At 43.4% G+C, this 17,392-nt stretch carries 15 protein-coding genes, 1 tRNA gene and 1 pseudogene; 4 read left to right on the top strand and 13 right to left on the bottom strand.

The features are described from left to right. Nucleotides 1–3: 3 nt before the first annotated feature. The 7 genes from JOE49_RS22145 to JOE49_RS22175 form a co-directional block, all read right to left on the bottom strand. On the bottom strand, nt 4–1,581 hold the full coding sequence (locus JOE49_RS22145; protein WP_209942851.1) for a glycoside hydrolase family 43 protein: 1,578 nt from the start codon (nt 1,579–1,581) through the stop codon (nt 4–6). Nucleotides 1,582–1,597: 16 nt separating this feature from the next. Beyond that, nucleotides 1,598–2,554, bottom strand: a complete 957-nt coding sequence (locus JOE49_RS22150; RefSeq protein ID WP_023989413.1) for a pectinesterase family protein — start codon at nt 2,552–2,554, stop codon at nt 1,598–1,600. A gap of 25 nt (nt 2,555–2,579) precedes the next feature. Beyond that, nucleotides 2,580–3,464 (bottom strand): dienelactone hydrolase family protein, encoded by an 885-nt coding sequence (locus tag JOE49_RS22155; protein ID WP_023989414.1) that lies wholly within the window; start codon nt 3,462–3,464, stop codon nt 2,580–2,582. A gap of 23 nt (nt 3,465–3,487) precedes the next feature. Continuing rightward, nucleotides 3,488–4,849 carry a glycoside hydrolase family 28 protein gene (locus JOE49_RS22160; RefSeq protein ID WP_023989415.1) on the bottom strand — a complete coding sequence of 454 codons (1,362 nt, stop codon included), beginning with the start codon at nt 4,847–4,849 and terminating at the stop codon, nt 3,488–3,490. Nucleotides 4,850–4,983: 134 nt separating this feature from the next. Further along, nucleotides 4,984–6,504, bottom strand: a complete 1,521-nt coding sequence (locus JOE49_RS22165; RefSeq protein WP_028540499.1) for an extracellular solute-binding protein — start codon at nt 6,502–6,504, stop codon at nt 4,984–4,986. A 28-nt stretch (nt 6,505–6,532) separates the two neighbouring features. Continuing rightward, nucleotides 6,533–7,156, bottom strand: coding sequence for a YesL family protein (locus JOE49_RS22170; protein WP_209942853.1), 624 nt, complete (start codon nt 7,154–7,156; stop codon nt 6,533–6,535). A gap of 21 nt (nt 7,157–7,177) precedes the next feature. Then, nucleotides 7,178–8,137 carry an ABC transporter permease gene (locus JOE49_RS22175; RefSeq protein ID WP_023989418.1) on the bottom strand — a complete coding sequence of 320 codons (960 nt, stop codon included), beginning with the start codon at nt 8,135–8,137 and terminating at the stop codon, nt 7,178–7,180. 269 nt (nt 8,138–8,406) lie between these two features. On the opposite strand from JOE49_RS22175, the gene JOE49_RS22180 reads away from it, so the two are divergent. Further along, on the top strand, nt 8,407–9,306 hold the full coding sequence (locus JOE49_RS22180; protein WP_028540498.1) for a carbohydrate ABC transporter permease: 900 nt from the start codon (nt 8,407–8,409) through the stop codon (nt 9,304–9,306). On the opposite strand, the gene JOE49_RS22185 is transcribed toward JOE49_RS22180, so the two are convergent. Then, on the bottom strand, nt 9,303–11,564 hold the full coding sequence (locus JOE49_RS22185) for a helix-turn-helix domain-containing protein (protein WP_209942861.1): 2,262 nt from the start codon (nt 11,562–11,564) through the stop codon (nt 9,303–9,305). The two genes, JOE49_RS22180 and JOE49_RS22185, sit on opposite strands and share 4 nt — an antisense overlap. Before the next feature lie 168 nt (nt 11,565–11,732). Between JOE49_RS22185 and JOE49_RS22190 the strand changes: the two genes are divergently transcribed. Together JOE49_RS22190 and JOE49_RS22195 are read left to right on the top strand one after the other, a co-directional pair. Then, nucleotides 11,733–13,229 carry a GDSL-type esterase/lipase family protein gene (locus tag JOE49_RS22190; protein WP_209942863.1) on the top strand — a complete coding sequence of 499 codons (1,497 nt, stop codon included), beginning with the start codon at nt 11,733–11,735 and terminating at the stop codon, nt 13,227–13,229. Nucleotides 13,230–13,519: 290 nt separating this feature from the next. Next, nucleotides 13,520–13,852: a hypothetical protein gene (locus JOE49_RS22195; RefSeq protein ID WP_075154446.1), complete on the top strand. Its 333-nt coding sequence runs from the start codon at nt 13,520–13,522 to the stop codon at nt 13,850–13,852. A gap of 209 nt (nt 13,853–14,061) precedes the next feature. Here the strand turns inward: JOE49_RS22195 and JOE49_RS22200 are convergent, their stop codons facing one another. Beyond that, nucleotides 14,062–14,601 (bottom strand): GNAT family N-acetyltransferase, encoded by a 540-nt coding sequence (locus JOE49_RS22200; RefSeq protein ID WP_023989422.1) that lies wholly within the window; start codon nt 14,599–14,601, stop codon nt 14,062–14,064. Between the two features lie 494 nt (nt 14,602–15,095). Between JOE49_RS22200 and JOE49_RS26560 the strand changes: the two are divergent. Next, nucleotides 15,096–15,296 (top strand): annotated as a pseudogene (locus JOE49_RS26560) (uridine kinase); the annotation flags it as partial. A 101-nt stretch (nt 15,297–15,397) separates the two neighbouring features. Here JOE49_RS26560 and JOE49_RS22210 read toward each other — a convergent pair. From JOE49_RS22210 to pyrF, 4 genes are all read right to left on the bottom strand, one after another. Continuing rightward, nucleotides 15,398–15,471: transfer RNA gene (locus JOE49_RS22210), tRNA-Ile, on the bottom strand. Nucleotides 15,472–15,595: 124 nt separating this feature from the next. Beyond that, on the bottom strand, nt 15,596–15,760 hold the full coding sequence (locus tag JOE49_RS22215; protein WP_014282411.1) for a hypothetical protein: 165 nt from the start codon (nt 15,758–15,760) through the stop codon (nt 15,596–15,598). A gap of 146 nt (nt 15,761–15,906) precedes the next feature. Then, the gene (pyrE, locus tag JOE49_RS22220) at nt 15,907–16,548 is read right to left on the bottom strand and encodes an orotate phosphoribosyltransferase (protein ID WP_028540493.1); all 642 of its coding nucleotides are present in this window, start codon (nt 16,546–16,548) and stop codon (nt 15,907–15,909) included. Then, complete coding sequence (gene pyrF / locus JOE49_RS22225; RefSeq protein WP_081047489.1) at nt 16,545–17,339, bottom strand: orotidine-5'-phosphate decarboxylase; 795 nt, start codon at nt 17,337–17,339, stop codon at nt 16,545–16,547. The genes pyrE and pyrF overlap by 4 nt, the downstream gene beginning before the upstream one ends. Nucleotides 17,340–17,392 lie beyond the last annotated feature (53 nt).

Here is a 17,392-nt window from a genome sequence, read left to right on the forward strand (position 1 = left end):
TTTTTATGAGGAAAGATGATCCTTACCATGATAGAAGAAATGAGAAAAATCAGCGTAGCTTCCTTGGAATTGTTGCATATCATGAGCAGCAATACCTACAAAATTTCCTGTAAAACCCCCGGATAAAAAGCTGATATCCTGCATTTCAAAAAGCCGCTTCCAAGCAGGTTTGTCTCCGACTCCATAATAAAATTGCCCGTGGGATGCATGGACTTCCACAGCTAAATGTATAGGAAGATCGTCCTGAAGCGTAATTGCTTGAGGAACTATGGTAAATGTATTGGCTTCACATCGCATCATGCGCAGTACCTTCCCTTGCCCCTCCTCATAGCTAATATAGGCGTACAAATAATCTTCTTCATTAAGGTACAGTAGTAGCCCCGCCATTTGTAAATAGCTTGTCGGCTTATACTCCAATGCTGTTTCTACCCGGAAATGATGATCCGTTTGCCGAATGGCAAGCACGTGATGCTGGAACAGACTTTGAATGGATTCTCCGGCCAGAATGCGAAGGTAGCCTGGGCGCTGGCTTAATGAACACCAGCTATCGTCCGCCAGGATACGCAATGTGTTCCACGTTTTATCTAATGTGGGTCCCTCGAAAAAATCCTTAAAAACATAACTCTGCTGCTCTTGCTTAACCGAGAACATCCCTTGAGGTGCGGGTACCTCCAATTGAGGTGTATGGCCCCCAGCAGTTAATCGGAGCCAGCCTTCATCATTCCAGTACACTTGCTGCAAGGCTGTTTCCCGTCCTAAAATGGCATATTTCCCCTCTACTGGACGTGTGCATAAATGAGCCATGTACCATTCGCCGTCTGGTGTTTGTACAAGACTGCCATGTCCTGCGCATTGTAACGGGAAATCAAGTTGATCACGTGACGTAAGCATTGGGTTGTGCGGGTCTACTTCATATGGCCCGGATATCTGCTTCGAGCGTGCTACGGTAACGGCATGCCCCGTACCCGTTCCGCCTTCCGCTGTAACAAGATAATAATATCCGTTTTGCTTGTAGATGTGAGGCGCTTCTGTTTTCTTTAAAGGAGTACAATCAAAGATTTTAACAGGCTCGCCAATGAGCTGTTGTTGCTTGCTGTCATACTCCTGCATGACTATACCGGAAGATTTATTGCTTTCCAACATGCGGTAATCCCACAATGCGTTCAACAGCCATTTACGTCCGTCCTCATCATGAAATAAAGACGGATCAAATCCGCTACTGTTAAGATAAACGGGGTCCGACCACGGTCCTTGGATCGTAGGCGCCGTCATCACAAAATTATGAACATCCTTGAACGGACGTTTGGTGCTTTTCACATCCGTATAGAGCAGATAAAAAAGGTCATCTGCATAGCTAAGCTGCGGTGCCCAAATGCTACAATTTTTAGGATTACCTCTTAAGTCAACCTGATCGGTCAAAATATCTGTGCAGTGCTCCCAATGGGCCAAATCTTTGGACTGGTACACCCGCACTCCAGGCAGCCACTCAAACGATGACACCACAATATAGTAAGTATCCTCGACACGTGTAATACACGGATCGGGATTAAAGCCTTTTAATATGGGATTTTGGATCATCATGAGACCTCACTTCTCCTTACTTCCAAAATGTAACTTCAGCAAAAACCTGTTCCTTGCTCCATGCTTCTGTTCCCGCTTCAAAACAATCCGCCCACGGAACACGCTGCTTACGTAACGTAGCAACTTCATCGTGTCCGTTATATTCTTGATAACAGACGGTTTTCTCGTTCGCAACATTGTCCCAATTGTCCCAGCCACGTGGGTCAATATGATCGCCCATTTTACAATCGACAAATACGGTCTTGGCATATTCCCGCCACGGACGCCCCAGAAAAACCGGAGTAATATCAGGCTCTGCAGTTAGGTAGCAATGGTTGAATACATAACCATACGCTTGTCCTTGCGGCGTAGAGGCAGCTGTAACGTAGCTCGTTTGGTTCTTATGATGGCGTAAACTGCGAATTTCGCAATCTTCAAAATACGCGGTAGCCCCACCAAAAATAAAGTCCACCGTACCCTCTATATAACAATGCTGATAGAGCTGCCGATAGTGCCTATGATGCTCCTTCAAATGGATTCCACCAAACTGGAGTCGTTCTTTCGGTGCAGGAGGTAGAGGGCCTGTAAATAAAGTATCCTGGTGCCCTTTAAAGGTACAGTTTCTAAAAACCGTTTCATCACAATGAGCGTATACCGCAACGGCCTGCCCAATGGCTTCTCCCTGTCCTGCCGTGTTGGAAATCGTGAGATTTTCCAAGATCAGATGGCTACCGCCTAAAAATAAAGTAGGTGTCGCAAAGGTCCCTATTTCCTCACCCGCTTCATCCCGCTCCTTGGCATACCGATCCATTCGAATCTCTACCTGCCCAATGCCTATAATATGAAGATATGAACGGTAAATTCGTACCTCTTCCTCATAAGTACCTGATAAAATAGTTAGCGTTTCCATTTCGTTGGAAGCCGACTGCTCCAATACAGCAATCGCCTCCTGAATCGTATGGAAATCACAAAAGGATTCTTTTCCAACTAGCATGGTTACCCCGATCCCTTCATTTGATTTACAGGTGTTCGGCTAAAAATGACTGCCACGCCGTTCGCATTTCCAACGTCTCCATATGTCCACCGCCCGCAATCACAGGCTGCCAATGCTCAGGGTGACCTGCCTCCTGGTAAGCTTCCAGCAGCCCTTTTGCCAAATGCTCGACTCCTTCAATAGGACACATCCGGTCATTTTGACCTGTTATACTCATCCGTGGACGAGGTACGATCCGCTTTTGAATATCCAGGGTGGTAAAATGCTTCAGCAAGCCGGGGACATAGGAATAGAAGCCATGATGGTCCAATCCCCTTTTGGCGATCAGCGTATGGGCATCTACCTGTCCACAAATATCAACCGTGACCTGTATCCGTTCATCTAACGCAGCCATCCACCATGCCATGAGTCCACCCATCGACATACCGATTGTTCCGATACGAGAAGCATCAATGTCCTCACGCTGGCACATATAATCCACCAAACGACGGTTATCATACAGCATCATGCCCCACAGCACTTGGCCCTGCCAGAGCATTTCCTTTACCAGCTCGCTCTCGGTTTTGCCTCCACGTTCATTAAATCCCCACATGTCAATGCAGCATACACAGTACCCCATGTCTGTCAGAGTTGTAGCAAACGAGGGCTGCTGTAAGTAAGAACTGCTATGGATCAGTTCCTTGCGCCCGTTCGTATAATTGCCTCCATGCGAATGGTTAAAAACGACCAATGGGAACGGACCGTTCCCTTGTAAGGGTGTAGCTACATAAGCGGGTACAGACTCGATCCCGTTCAAGTCCAGCAGGAGACACTCCAGTCGATATCCCTCACGCTCTTCTTGATTCAGCAGAGTTGCCGTTACAGGGCGATCTGCCGGAAGGTCTCCCAACAATGCTTGCAACTTATCCACGTTGTACCTCCTTTCATGCCCTCCTAATTCATCATATTTTGTTCAGAAGGTTGTATCGTTACTTGTTCTATCAGCTTCTCGGGCTGAGCTGTATTCTTCGAATGGCAACGATTGATTTCAACGTCTTCCCCATTTTCAATATAAAAGGCAGGACCTTCATGATTCTCAATCGTCACATGTTGAAAACGAATATCCTTCACGTTACCTAGATAAAAACCACGGTTGTTCATATCTTCTATCCCTGTCATCATGGCCGGACGACCGGGAATTGCATTTTTAGCCATAGAAATATCAATATTGGAAAATGTGATTTCAGCAATATATCGTTCTGCAAGTCCGTATAAGAATCCAGCAGCCGCATGAACCTGTCGTGCCGTAATATCGGAAAAATGGATTCGTCTAAAGCACGGGGTTTCATCGGTAATCGGATAGGGATTTTTGTCCCACACATATTTGTCTTTGCCCCGAGGGCCGCAGAAATAATAAAGATTCAGAATAAATGGACAAATTACATCTTCCATCACAATGTTGCTGACGCGAATATCCTCGATGGTTCCGCCACGTCCTCGTCTGGATTTCAGACGTATGCCCCGATCCGTTTGCTTGAACACGCAATTGCTGATCGTAACATTACGAATGTCACCACTCATTTCGCTTCCTAGTACGACTGCGCCATGTCCATGCACCATCGTACAGTTGGTAATCGTAATATTTTCACATGGAATTCGCTCTTGTGTATCTTCGGTTCCTGCTTTGATCGCAATACAGTCATCGCCCACATCTATATTGCAGTTGCTAATACGAACATTGGAACAGGATTCAGGATTAATGCCATCCGTATTGGGGGAGTCCGCCGGGTTAAGAATGGACAAATTATCAATTGTAACGTTATAGCAAGCGATGGGGTTTACAGTCCAACTGGGGGAATTTTTTAACATAACATCTTTAATGGTAACCCGCTGACAACGGTCAAAGCTGATTAATTTGGGTCTCGGATACTGTAACTCCTCTGGATGATTGCGGTGCTTTTCCCACCACGGCTGACCATTTCCATCCAGCGTTCCGCTACCTGTAACTGAAATATTCTCAAGGTTCTGCCCATAAATGCATGACGCATGCACTTCCCGCTGAACGCCTTCCCATCTGGATTCTACTACAGGGTAATCAGCCAGTTCCGTACTAAAGGACAGAGTTGCGCCAGGGCTTACATGCAGCTCAATGTTACTTTTCAGAAAGATAGCACCTGTCAGATACGTCCCAGACGGAACAAAAACGGTTCCTCCTCCAGCATTGCTGGCCGCTTCAATCGCAGCCGCAATCGCTCCCGTAGCCAGCGTCGTGCCATCCTGAACTGCTCCATAATCTACAATGTTATACAATTGCATTTCGTTCTCTCCTGTCTTTATATTTTGTGAATGTTAGATCCATTTTGTATTGGGAAGAAAGCATAAGCTGCCCCCGGATTTCAACATCCAAGAAATCATTCAAGGAGTCAGGGGGCAACAGCCATGCTCAACTATTATTTTTTCGTTTTCTTATACGCTTCCTCGTACTCAGCAGTAATCCGTGATCCACCGGAGTTTTTCCAGTTTTCTACGGCTGCTTTAAATCCGGCTTCGTCAAGCTCACCCATAATAAATTTGAAGGAGGCGTCGGTAATGATTTTCTCCAGCTCTGTTCCTTGCTCATTAGCGGTGACTGAATCCAGTGGCACGGTTGGGTCCAGAACAGCAAATTCATTATTTTCTCGGACTAATTCATTAGCCAGTTCCTTCTCTGGATTGGCATCTTTTAAGTTGTAGGTCACTTCACTTGGTCTGGAGCTTGAAAACGGCTGAACATCTGCTTGCCACAAATCTGTATTCGTAATTTTGAAGGCTCCATCTTTTTCGATCTTATAATGAGTGCCTTCTATACCGCCGGTCATATACATATATACATCTTTGTCAATTAAATCATCTACAAATTGCAGCAGTCTCTTCAACTCAGCTTCTGTTTTTACTTCGGATTTCGGAAATGCCAGCAAACCTCCTACCCCGCTTCCCTCAGACCATACGTGGTATTTGCCATCTCCATTCGAAATCTTGTTAACCGGTACCAGCTTCAGTCCCTTTTGTAAGCCTTGGGACAAGGTTCTGAGGTTAGAGATATCGATCATGCCTGTATAAATACCTGCTTTACCTTGTGCAAATTGTTGCTGCTGGTCCGTTTTAGCGGTTACAGCAAAGTCTTTAGAGAGATATCCATTTTTGTATAATTTATTGGAATACTTTAAGGTCTCCAAATATTGAGGAGTATCAAATTCCGGCGTAAATTTTCCGCTTTCATCTACTTTCCAGCCATTAGGTGTGCCAAAGTAGGAACTTAAAGTTTTGAAGCTACTGTAGCGTAGATCCGATCTGTCAACAAACCCAGTCGTATCATTTTTTCCATTTCCATCCGGATCATCTTCTGTAAACGCTCTCGCAACTTCATACAACTCATCCAGTGTCGTCGGCACCTTCAGTCCCAAGCGATCCAGCCAATCCTGGCGAATGACCAGACCCGCCCGAGCCAGATTCTTCTGGAACGGAACGCCATACAGTACCCCTTCAATGGATGCGGCTTCCCGAACTTCAGGCGGGATTTTCTTCAAATTTTCATAATCATCCAAATACTTTCCTACATCCCAGAATAGCCCTGATTTCAAAGAGCTTCGTACTGAAGAATTTGTCATCATCGTCAGGGTCACCATATCGGCCAATTCGCCGGATGCAAGCGCGGTAGTGATTCTCTCTTCTTTGGAAGCGTCAGGCACCCAATTGAACGTGATTTTAGAATTGGTGTATTCTTCAATTTTGCTTTTGATCGTTTCTGTAGGCGGAGAAGCTGTATGCAATACGTTTAACCAGGTAAATTCCAGTTTGGACTTTGGATCATAGGTTTGGCCGCTTTGATCCTCAGCTCCCTTGTCACCGCAAGCAGCTAAAAAAACACTCATGACCATTAGTACAGCAAGAAGGCCCGATACTCCCTTTTTCGTCGTGATTCCCTTTTTCATCGTGTTTGCTCCTTTTCTGTTTATATATTTATGCCATATCTTCCTCTTTCACCAGAACCTCTCGCTCTATTTTGCTGAACACCTGATGCGTCATCCACATCACGAGATAACCAATAATACTTGCTCCGGCAAAAGTTAGAATTCCTGGGTACAAGCCTAGAATCACTGCAAAAAGCACGACAATGGCTACAAAAAGAACAAGCGTATATTGTAAATACGAAAATCCAATCACTATCGACATTTTGACCTTCAGTCTGATACCTTTCCAATCATAGTGAGCCAGCAGCGGGAAAATGTAGGCCAAAGAGATGAGATACAAAAAGGCTCCAATAAGCGTCACCACACGAACATACCAGGACGAGACGTTGACTATATCCACGTAGAGCACGTAACCCACAAGGCTGTAAAGCCCGCCAATGATTGCTGCTTCTTTAAAGCTTTCTCTAAAGTAACGTACAAACGTCGAGAAAATGGCGACTTCCTCATTGCCCCGAATCCACTGCCTTAAAATACTAAGCATAGCAACGGTTGCAGGCCCAACGCCTATAAAACCCAAGCCCAGAATCGTCGCAACCGTCCAAAGCAAGTTAAGGTAGACCAGGCGCAGCAGGCGCATGCACCATTTGTTCATGTTTTCTACAAACCGTACCATTTTGCATCCTTCCCGTCGTCATTAGTAAACGCCGTCTTCACCAAATTTCTTGGCCAGTCGATTGGAGCCCATAATCAGGATTAACCCTACTACACCTTTAAAAAGTCCTACCGTCGTACTGAAACTTAATTGTCCATTCTTTAAGCCCGCAGTATAAATGTAGGTGTCAAAGATTTCGGCAACCTCGCGGTTTAATGAGTTCAATAGCAGATACATATGCTCAAAGCCCAAATCCAACGTGCTACCGATCTTCAAAATTAATAATGTAATAATGACTGGGCGGATCGCAGGCAAGGTAACGTGCCATGTCTTTCTCAGGCGTCCAGCTCCGTCCATCTCTGCTGCCTCATACAATTGCGTATCTACCACTGTAATCGCAGATAGATAAATGATGGTAGACCAGCCAAGTTCCTTCCAAATCACTTGCCCGATGTAGACGGTTCGCAGCCATTGAGGAGAAGTTAAGAAGCTGATCTTCTCACCGCCCAGCGCGGCAATCATTTCATTCAGCACCCCACCGTCTACGGTTAGGAATACATAAGAAATCGAAACAATGATAACCCATGACATAAAGTGCGGGATGTAGATAATGGTTTGAATAATGTTTTTAAAAAACATCTTCCTAACCTCGTTCAGCATGAGTGCCAAAATGATGGGCAATGGAAAAAAGATTACAATGTTCAGCGCAAACAAAACCAGTGTATTACGAAGCAGCATAAAAAACGTAGGCTCGGTAAACAAACGAATAAAATGCTTCATTCCTACCCATGGACTGCCCGTGATTCCCTGAAAAGCTTGATAATCCTGAAATGCAATCACCAATCCCCCCATAGGAAAGTACTTAAAAATAATGAAGTACACCAGTCCGGGTAAAACCATTAAATAGAGCAACTTGTGTTTCTGCATTCGTAAAAGGCTTTCTGTCGTTCTTTTGTTCTTTTTCATTTTCATGTTTGGTGCGGGGACACTTGAAACTTTCATTAGTTCGACCTCCTTCAAACGTTCCTGTATACGTTTTCAAGAGTACGCGATTTTTAGCATTCCGCATATAATCATCAAATGATAGCGTTTACAAAATTGAGTATACAGCCTACTTTTCAACCTTTTCACCTTAGCTAATGATTACAACACAACCTAATGATCATCCGCTTTTCTCCATGATTAGAGAACACCTCAAGATTTGATTATATACGGAATTCTTTCCTCTTGATAAGGTTGACATGTAAACGATTACGAGGAGGTCAACCACATTGACGCAACCATTACGAAAACAAAAATTACGAAAAAAAGAATCGCTGGGCAGCCGTATTTTCAACATTGTAAACAGTACACTATTGATTCTCATTGCCCTCACTTGTCTCTTACCTTTTTTGAATATCATCGCCAGCTCTTTTGCCTCAACTGAAGAAGTGATAGCCAAGAAGTTCATTTTATTCCCAGTTACTTTTTCCTTGGATGCCTATCGCTATATTCTGTCGACTCCCACCATTTTTAGAGGTCTCGGGGTTTCGGTTGGAGTAACGGTCGTCGGTACAGTTGTAAGTATGATATTTACTGCTTTTATGGCTTATGGATTATCCCGAAGATATCTACTTGGCCGCAATACGATTAACTTCATTGTCGTGTTTTCTATGTTGTTTAGTGGGGGGATGATTCCGACATTCCTGGTTGTAAAAAGTATGGGGCTTATCAATTCGTATTGGTCCTTGATTCTTCCCGTGGCCATTAATGCGTTTAACCTGATTATCATGCGTAACTTTTTTCAGGCGCTGCCAGATGATTTGGAGGAATCAGCCAAGATGGACGGGTGCAACGATTTTGGTATCTTCTTTAAAATTATGTTGCCGTTAGCCCTGCCTTCTATTGCAACCATCTCTCTATTCTACGCTGTTGCCTACTGGAATACGTATATGCACGCCATTCTCTATATCAATGATTCTGCCAAATGGCCGATTCAAGTCTTGCTTCGTCAAATTGTAATCGTTTCCAGTGGTATGCAGGCAGAAGGAACTGCTGTAGATGTCATCCCGCCTGCGCAGACGATTAAGATGGCAGTCATTGTCATTGCGACCGTTCCGATGTTAATCGTGTATCCATTTGTGCAAAAGCACTTTGTCAAAGGAGCTTTATTAGGAGCGGTTAAAGGCTAATTGGCTTGCTTCATCTTTCGGTAAGCTCCCGGTGTAACCTGTTCCTTTTTCCGAAAAGAGCGGATAAAGTTTTGCGAATTATGATATTGCAGTCGCTCAGCGATTTCTTTAATCGTCATATCGGTCTCAACGAGCCATTTCTTGCCCATTTGTAACCGATAGCCCATTAGATATTCACTAAACGTCGTTCCGTATTCTTTTTTGAAAATACTGCTTAAATAATTCGGATTGTAATGAAGTCGGTCTCCAATGAGTTCTAATGATAATTCCTGGTCATATTCAGCACGGATAATAGCAGCAATTTTTTCCGAGAGACAGCGGAATTGCTGATTGGTCTTCTCTTTCATGCTTTTTACCATAGGGAAAATAACTTGCTCTATTAGCATACGTTCTATCTCTTCCGGGTTACGGATGTCCAGCAAACGATGATACAAAGCATGATTGTCTTGCGTCAGCAGCACTTCAATCCCTAATAGCTGCTCCAATTGGATGAGGTTATTCACAAACCGTACCAACAGCACTTCAAAGTTCATGGAATGATTGTTTTTTATCATCATTTCCTCCAATAAAGAGTGCACGGTATGGTATACCTGCTCTTCGTCCCCTATTCGGATGGCATCAAACAGTTTTGATTCCAATTCCGTAGGATAATGAAGCAGCACCGGACCTGAAATGACCATGGAAATATCTTCATAAAAAATAATTGATTCTTTGCCTAAATTTAAACGGTGATGCAAAGCTTGCTTGCTCATCTCACAGGCTTCTTTACTTTCTAATAAGTTATCATACGCCGTACTAATGCCGATGCTGATGGATACATTCAAATACTCTTTTACGTTTTGAACCAAAAGGGTCGCATCATCTAGGACTTGCTTTCTCATTTCCTGTTCGCTCTTACCTGTCAAAATTAATATGGTGGCCTGAGTGTTATCGTTCAAAATGATGGGAAGCATTCGCTGCTGCTCTGGAATCGTTTCTTCTACGATTTTATTAATAGCCAGCAGCAAAACATCTTTATCCGAGGGCTCTCGATCTCCCAGATTATCCAGTTGGACTAACAAGGTAATATACATTTGATTCTCGATCTGCGGATAACCCAAGCGTGGCATTTTTCGTGCCAATTCCTCTGCAGAAATACGTTTGCGGAACAGATTGAGAATCAATTGGGTCTCCAACTGTGGCATTTCGGACTGAATGAGACTTTCCAAGCTTTCCTTCTCGGTTACAATGTTGTCGATGGAATTAATAATCCATTCAATTTCATTTTTAGAAGGTTCATTTTTGAAAGCGAAATTAGGATTTTTAGGCAAACTGCGTTTTATTTGCTGAAATGGCTTTGTAAAGTAAATGGCAATGAAGTACGCCACTACCACCATTAAGAGCGTTAATACAAGTCCCATCATGATGATCCCAAATTTGGTCGTTTGAAAGGCATCCGCAATTTCTTTCTTATCTAATACCGTTAAGTAAGTCCAATTGTTGTAAGCAGATTTGGCATAAATGACTTGTCGTGCAGGCTGCTGATCCGTTTTCTCCAAAGTTAACATACCTGTGTTGTTCGGCTTCACTGCAGCTTCTGAAATGTGCTGAAGCTGTTGGGTGGACAATAATTGTTCAGCAGGCTGGGTTTCATACATTAAATCGCCTTGTTTATTCAAAATAAAAACAGCCATATGATCCTCGGTTTGAATCGTATGATTTAACGTTTGCAGCGAAATATCCGACAAAGCAATGGCTTGCTTCTTCTTAGAGAATACAGGCAAGGTATTAACAAAACGAATTCCTTTATCTGTTTTAACCCAGAATAGTCCCTTCTCTTGGTGGTCGATATAGGTACTAATCAGCTTTTCTCGTTCCGTTTTCGTCAAATAGGACAGGCTTCCATTGGAGATTCTCCAATTCTGATCCAGACTGATTAGCGAATATTCCGTTCCCTCTAATCCCATCGTAGCAATATAATTGAGCTGAGTATTCACATTCCGATACGCTATAAAATCTTTTTCTGTAATGGGATTTTTCACAACATCATTAAAGGAACTGGTCGTGCTATACGTATTAAAAGCATATTCAATCGTTTGAATTTTCTGCTCCAGACTATTTCTGATCTGTGCCATGTAGCTTTGCTTGGTATTGGAAACTCTCTCCACAACGGAGCTAATTGTTGTAAAATAGATATAGCTGCCAAAACTGGCCACCAATCCTATTCCCAAAACCAGAATCGTAATAAAAATAGTATAGAACATTCTTCCTTTTTTCATTGCGCTCCCCCTCTGGCTCTTTGCATCACAACAAAATTATAGCGCTTTCATAACAAGGTTTAAATCATTTTTTTCACGTGTGCATTATTTTTTACATCCGTATCATTCCAATTTAAGTCGATTTTGTTTGGTTTGCGGCAGTTAAAAAGAAATTTGGAGGAGTTATTTATGTTACATGTTGTTAGTCCTAAAGAACCGATTGTAAAAGAAGAATTTCCGTCAGACACTTCCTTTCTCTCCCTCTATCCCGTAGCAGTTCGTGAAGCTCGTCCTTTTATATTGGTATTACCTGGCGGTGGCTACGAGCATTTGGCCTCACATGAAGGAGAGCCTATAGCCCGGTGGTTGAATGATCTAGGTATTCATGCGGGTGTGCTGGAATATCAAGTCGGCGATTTCGAGATTACTTCCTTGTTGGAGGATGTAGAACATGCTCTGCAATGGATTCGCCAAACACCGCATGATTGGCTAGTCATCCCTGATCAAGTGGGGCTCATCGGTTTTTCAGCAGGCGGTCACTTGGCCTCCATTGTCTCCACTATAGGGACGGTAAAACCAGATCTTCTGTTGTTGGGATACCCTGTAATTTCATTTCATGAGCCTTATACACATATCGGAAGCCGTACACATTTTTTAGGGGAACATCCGACGCTGGAGCAGCTTCAAGCCTTTTCATCCGATCGGCAAGTAACTTCACAGACACCTCCAACTTTGATGTGGACTACAGCCAATGATGGCGCTGTACCGGTAGAAAATAGTCTGTTGTTCGCTTTTTCATTATCCAGAGAACGTATTCCGTTTGAACTGCATGTATTTGAGGAAGGGCGACACGGCTTGGGGCTGTCAGAGGACAACCATGAATGCCATCAATGGCTTGATCTAACGGAAACTTGGCTTCAAAAACATGGATATGCTCAGGCAAGGCAACAGATGACAACTCGACTGTTTATCGCTGGGGACTCCACTGCAGCTCAAAAAGGGGCTACCGAAAAACCGATGACAGGCTGGGGCGAACACTTGCAAAGCTACTTGGCACCGTCTGTTCATGTGGACAATCGTGCCGTCAATGGACGAAGCACCAAATCTTTTATAGCAGAAGGCCGGTTAGCTGATATTGAAAAAGATATTCAAGCTGGAGATTATCTGTTTATTCAATTTGGACACAACGATGAGAAAAAAGAAGACCCCACTCGCTATACCGATCCTGATGGAGAGTATCGTCAAAACTTAATTCAATACATTCAGTCCGCTAGGGAGCGTGGTGGAATTCCAGTGCTATTGACCTCTGTAAGCCGCCGCCGATTCACCGCAGACGGTGAACCTGATCCGCTGGCTGTAGGAGCCTATCCTGCTGCCATGAAACAAGTAGCCGCGGAAACCAAGACACCCCTGCTCGATATTTTTGAAGCTTCTCAACAGCTGTATCGTTCAATGGGTGAAAAAGGGTCACAGCAGCTATTTATGCATTTGCCTGAAAAAGCGCATCCTAATTACCCCGCTGGTGTAACGGATAATACCCATTTTTCTGACGAAGGAGCCAAACAGGTCGCCCAGCTTATAGCGGAAGCAATTCGTCAGTGTGCGGAACTGTCTGCATTAAAACAACGTATCGTAGAAAGGAATCTAGACAGCGATGAGAGGCTTGCACACCAGCTTGTCAACTGATATCAAGAACTAAATAGATACAAACACAAAACGGACTTGGAGCTAATTACTCTGACGTCCGTTTTTTATTCCGTGTGATCAAAGACTATACAGCTATGAAGAATAGTTCAAAAGTATGGCAAATTAAAAAGCAAATACTTAAATTGTTATATTTTAATTCTTTTGTATTTTATAGTACTTTAGAATCGTTTTGTTGTATTATTTTGACAAAATTTGTCGAATGAAGTGAAATCAATAATTTTACATGGTATATTTTAGGAGTTAAAATCATACATCAGGAGGAATTCTTTATGAATACTAAGAAAATATTATTATCAACAGCTATGTCTCTGGGACTTATTGGGAGTATTATCGTCCCTAGCGCGTCCGCATCTGTAGGCCCTTCTCCGGTAATTACGCCTGTCGTAGAAGTTAACGGAGTATACTACAGAACGGCTACGTTGCCACGTAATTATTCCTATGCGTTGTCAAATTACCCAGGGGATACTTATAAAGTGGCGAGCGGAAATGTCACCGTCTCCGCTTCCGGGGTGGTAACAACTAGTACTGCAACGACTGCAAGAGTTGAGATTTACGGCGGTAACGGTAAATTGAGAATGGTGTACACTGTTAAGGTATCCTAAGATAAAAGCAGTATAAATAGCACTGTCCGTTTATTCGGGCAGTGCTTTTTTTATGAGACGAAAAGAACTCATATTAGCTTTTTTATCAGCGGAACCCTTTATTAGTTTTCATTGAACTCTATTAACCGACTCTTGTGAAGTTTTATTTAAATGCTCCTCAAATTGAGTGCCAAATGCTCGAACTTCCTCTTTTCTAAACTTTCGTGAGATCAATAAAGATACCCCAAAAAATCTAAGTCTCCCTCACTCCAATCCATCTTTCCTACTTCTTTAATCATTATTCCATCAATTTTCTCAAAGCCTATTCCATTTGTAATAATTTTTTCATTATCAATTTTTAACCATTTAATTTTGTTCTTTACAGGCTTATATCCATTTCTTAAATACAAGTTCATATTATCAGCAAATAAAAGTATAAAATCAATATTTCGTGTAACGGATAACTTTTCAATTTCTAAAAGCAGTGCTGAAGCTATTCCCTGTGATCGAACATTTTTTGAAACACACAAATCAATTAAACCCAGTACTCTTATGGTTTCTCCGTTTAGATTCATTATCCTATAATCTAATCCAACATGCCCTATAAGTTGATAATCATGGTTAAAAGCTAGAAGTCTAAAATGTGGAAGTTGCTTGAAATAAATTCTATCCGTAGGGTAGATTTCTGAAAAACTGTCCATTAATAATGCTTGTATACTGGCTGCTAACTCTTGACTTATGTCATGTTCAAAAACTTGATCTATTTTCAAAATACCACTCCCATCCTTTTACCTACTTTAGCACTCTTCTACATTTAAGTGTGACAACTGTACGTGAATTGCGAAGGAATACTTCCTACTTACTGAAGCGGGTGATTTTTTTCTTGTTAATTCTAAAGGGGCTGTTGTATTAATTAACACAAATATAATTAGTGATCAATTTTTTGAACAGCCTACTATTCAGATTTATCAAGTATCCAAAAAAGAAAAGCACATAGCAATAACGTTTGAATATGGACCATCAAATACACTGGGACTCACACCAGCTTTCAGTCAGTGGAGTCCTCTTTTAGATCTAAAAGTAAAACTCACTAGTCCCTAATATTTTCTAAAGTAGCGCTTCCCATCTCCTGTAGGCATAATAACCTTCTGGTCCCTACCCCGTCATTCTACCCGAAATGTAGACCCTTCCGTCCACACAATATAGTCAAATCAGGCATCGAAAAGACGATATAACGATCGCAAAATGATTTCTGAAAGCTGTGCGTTATCAAAGGTATGACTGGGAAACCGATAAGTTATCGGAATGGCATACTGTTCCTGCTGGCGGCATTGTCATAATCGAAGGAGTATATTCCATCCGAAAGGAACTAGAAGACAAATATGACTTCAAAGTTTGGGTTGATTGTCCACGAAAAATTAGGCTTTCAAGAGGTCTTGAAAGAGACGGAGACTGTACTCGTGGGAAGGATTATAATCGCTCCCTCATAAAGGGGCTACTTTCCTCCATTTTCTCACCCTCTATAAACAACAAAAAACCCTTGCTACGCAAGGGTTTTTGAGGAAATGGGCCCTGAGGGACTCGAACCCCCGACCAATCGGTTATGAGCCGACCGCTCTAACCAACTGAGCTAAGGGCCCTCAAAAAAATATGTATATTCACGTTACATATTCATAACAGCAACGTTAATTAATATACAACATTTTCTTGTGTTTCGTCAATAGCCTATCGAAAATTTTCTTTTTAAAAATTATTTTCGTGGACTTACGGAATAAATCGGACACCATAACGACCTTTGCGCGAGCGGTACACCTCCACTGCGCGGGGATCATTGTAGCCATACATCCAGCCGTCGTGCTCCAACCTTTTTGCCAGACATCCTGCCTGAAATTTAGTCGTGTACAGTCTGCCATAGTAAATCCAATACATCCGAACTCCCTCTTTTCACATGATGGTAGGAGTTAGTGTAACCGAATCGAATTCGATTTACACGGCCTGAGCCATAACAATCTACAATGGTTAGCACGAGTGCGAATCGCTCTAATCATTAGCTCTGTTGGCCCCTATAGCTTATCTTATTTGCCAAAGGAAGCCGGATCCTGACGCCAGGAACGCAGCAGTTCCATCTCTTCTTCCTGAATGGTTCCTTCACGCAAGGCAACGTTCATCAGGGCTGTATAATTGGACAGGCTTTGCAGCTCCACACCTGCTTCTTCAAAGGCTTGAGTCGCTTTGTCTAGCTGGTAGCTGAAAATAGCTAGTACCGCTAACGGCTGAGCGCCTGCTTGTGCTACGGCCTGTGCTGCTTTAATGGAGCTGCCTCCTGTAGAAATGAGATCCTCGATGACCATAACCTTTTGTCCTGCGCCGATGCGGCCTTCAATTTGGTTCTCTTTCCCATGTCCTTTGGCTTTGTCCCTCACATAGGCCATTGGCAGATTTAGCTTTTGCGCCACCCAGGCCGCATGAGGAATCCCTGCTGTAGCTGTCCCTGCAATGACTTCGGTTTCGGGATATTGCTCACGAATGAGGGCAGCAAATGAGTCTGCGATCAGCTCGCGTACCTCCGGGTAGGACATGGTCAGACGATTGTCACAGTAGATTGGCGATTTAATGCCGGATGTCCATGTAAAAGGCTGTTGCGGGCGCAATGCCACCGCCTGAATACGTAACAGATGGGATGCGATTTGCTCGGGGATACTATTGAATGTGGTCATACTTGTATCATCTCCTCAATAATGTGTTCCGCTGCGGCACGTGGGTCTGCTGCTGCGGTGATAGGACGTCCAACAACAATGTAGCTGCTGCCTTGGGCAATGGCTTGCCCAGGTGTAAGCACACGCGACTGATCGCCTGCAGCACTACCTGCCGGGCGTATGCCAGGAGTTATCGTCTTAAAGTCTGATCCACATACAGCACGAATGGCAGGCACTTCCAAAGGTGAAGCTACCACACCATCCAGTCCCGCCTCACGGGTCAGTTGTGCGTAACGAACTACTGCATCCTGTACCGTACCAGGAATACCTAACTCCTTATTCATGGTCGTCTGATCCGTGCTGGTCAGCTGTGTGACTGCAATAATGAGCGGCATGGAAAGCGAACTGTCTGCGGAAATAGCTGCTTCTGCACCAGCTTTAGCGGCTGACATCATATTAACGCCTCCAGCAGCATGTACGTTGAACATATCCACACCTAGGCGGGTAATGCTCTCTGCCCCTCCCCGCACCGTGTTAGGGATATCATGCATTTTCAAATCCAGAAATACGGAGTATCCTCTGGACTTTAGCTGTTCTACAAAAGCTGGCCCTGCATTATAAAACAGTTGCATACCTACTTTTATATAACAGGGAATTCCCTCTAGCTGCCGAATTAACTGCTCAGCCTGTTGTGCATTGGGATAATCTAATGCAACCATCAGCCGTCCTGCCATCTGCTGAAATGCTCCATTCACCGTTCTACATCCCCTTTTCACGTCAATTCGGGTACATTTGCCCGTGATAAAGGACATCCGTCAGCCGAAGCTGATGAATGTCCTTCCCTGTGCTACTTATTTCCTCACAT

The sequence above is a fragment of the Paenibacillus sp. PvR133 genome, assembly GCF_017833155.1.
GTDB lineage: Bacteria > Bacillota > Bacilli > Paenibacillales > Paenibacillaceae > Paenibacillus > Paenibacillus polymyxa_B.

Excerpts from the sequence above, each read along its gene's own strand:
- JOE49_RS22190 (WP_209942863.1), top strand. The coding sequence starts at position 11,733 with ATGTTACATGTTGTTAGTCCTAAAGAACCGATTGTAAAAGAAGAATTT.
- JOE49_RS22150 (WP_023989413.1), bottom strand. The coding sequence starts at position 2,554 with ATGCTAGTTGGAAAAGAATCCTTTTGTGATTTCCATACGATTCAGGAG.
- JOE49_RS22185 (WP_209942861.1), bottom strand. The coding sequence starts at position 11,564 with ATGAAAAAAGGAAGAATGTTCTATACTATTTTTATTACGATTCTGGTT.
- JOE49_RS22175 (WP_023989418.1), bottom strand. The coding sequence starts at position 8,137 with ATGAAAGTTTCAAGTGTCCCCGCACCAAACATGAAAATGAAAAAGAAC.
- JOE49_RS22170 (WP_209942853.1), bottom strand. The coding sequence starts at position 7,156 with ATGGTACGGTTTGTAGAAAACATGAACAAATGGTGCATGCGCCTGCTG.
- JOE49_RS22160 (WP_023989415.1), bottom strand. The coding sequence starts at position 4,849 with ATGCAATTGTATAACATTGTAGATTATGGAGCAGTTCAGGATGGCACG.
- pyrE (WP_028540493.1), bottom strand. The coding sequence starts at position 16,548 with ATGACCACATTCAATAGTATCCCCGAGCAAATCGCATCCCATCTGTTA.
- JOE49_RS22215 (WP_014282411.1), bottom strand. The coding sequence starts at position 15,760 with ATGTATTGGATTTACTATGGCAGACTGTACACGACTAAATTTCAGGCA.
- JOE49_RS22165 (WP_028540499.1), bottom strand. The coding sequence starts at position 6,504 with ATGAAAAAGGGAATCACGACGAAAAAGGGAGTATCGGGCCTTCTTGCT.
- pyrF (WP_081047489.1), bottom strand. The coding sequence starts at position 17,339 with ATGTCCTTTATCACGGGCAAATGTACCCGAATTGACGTGAAAAGGGGA.
- JOE49_RS22145 (WP_209942851.1), bottom strand. The coding sequence starts at position 1,581 with ATGATGATCCAAAATCCCATATTAAAAGGCTTTAATCCCGATCCGTGT.
- JOE49_RS22195 (WP_075154446.1), top strand. The coding sequence starts at position 13,520 with ATGAATACTAAGAAAATATTATTATCAACAGCTATGTCTCTGGGACTT.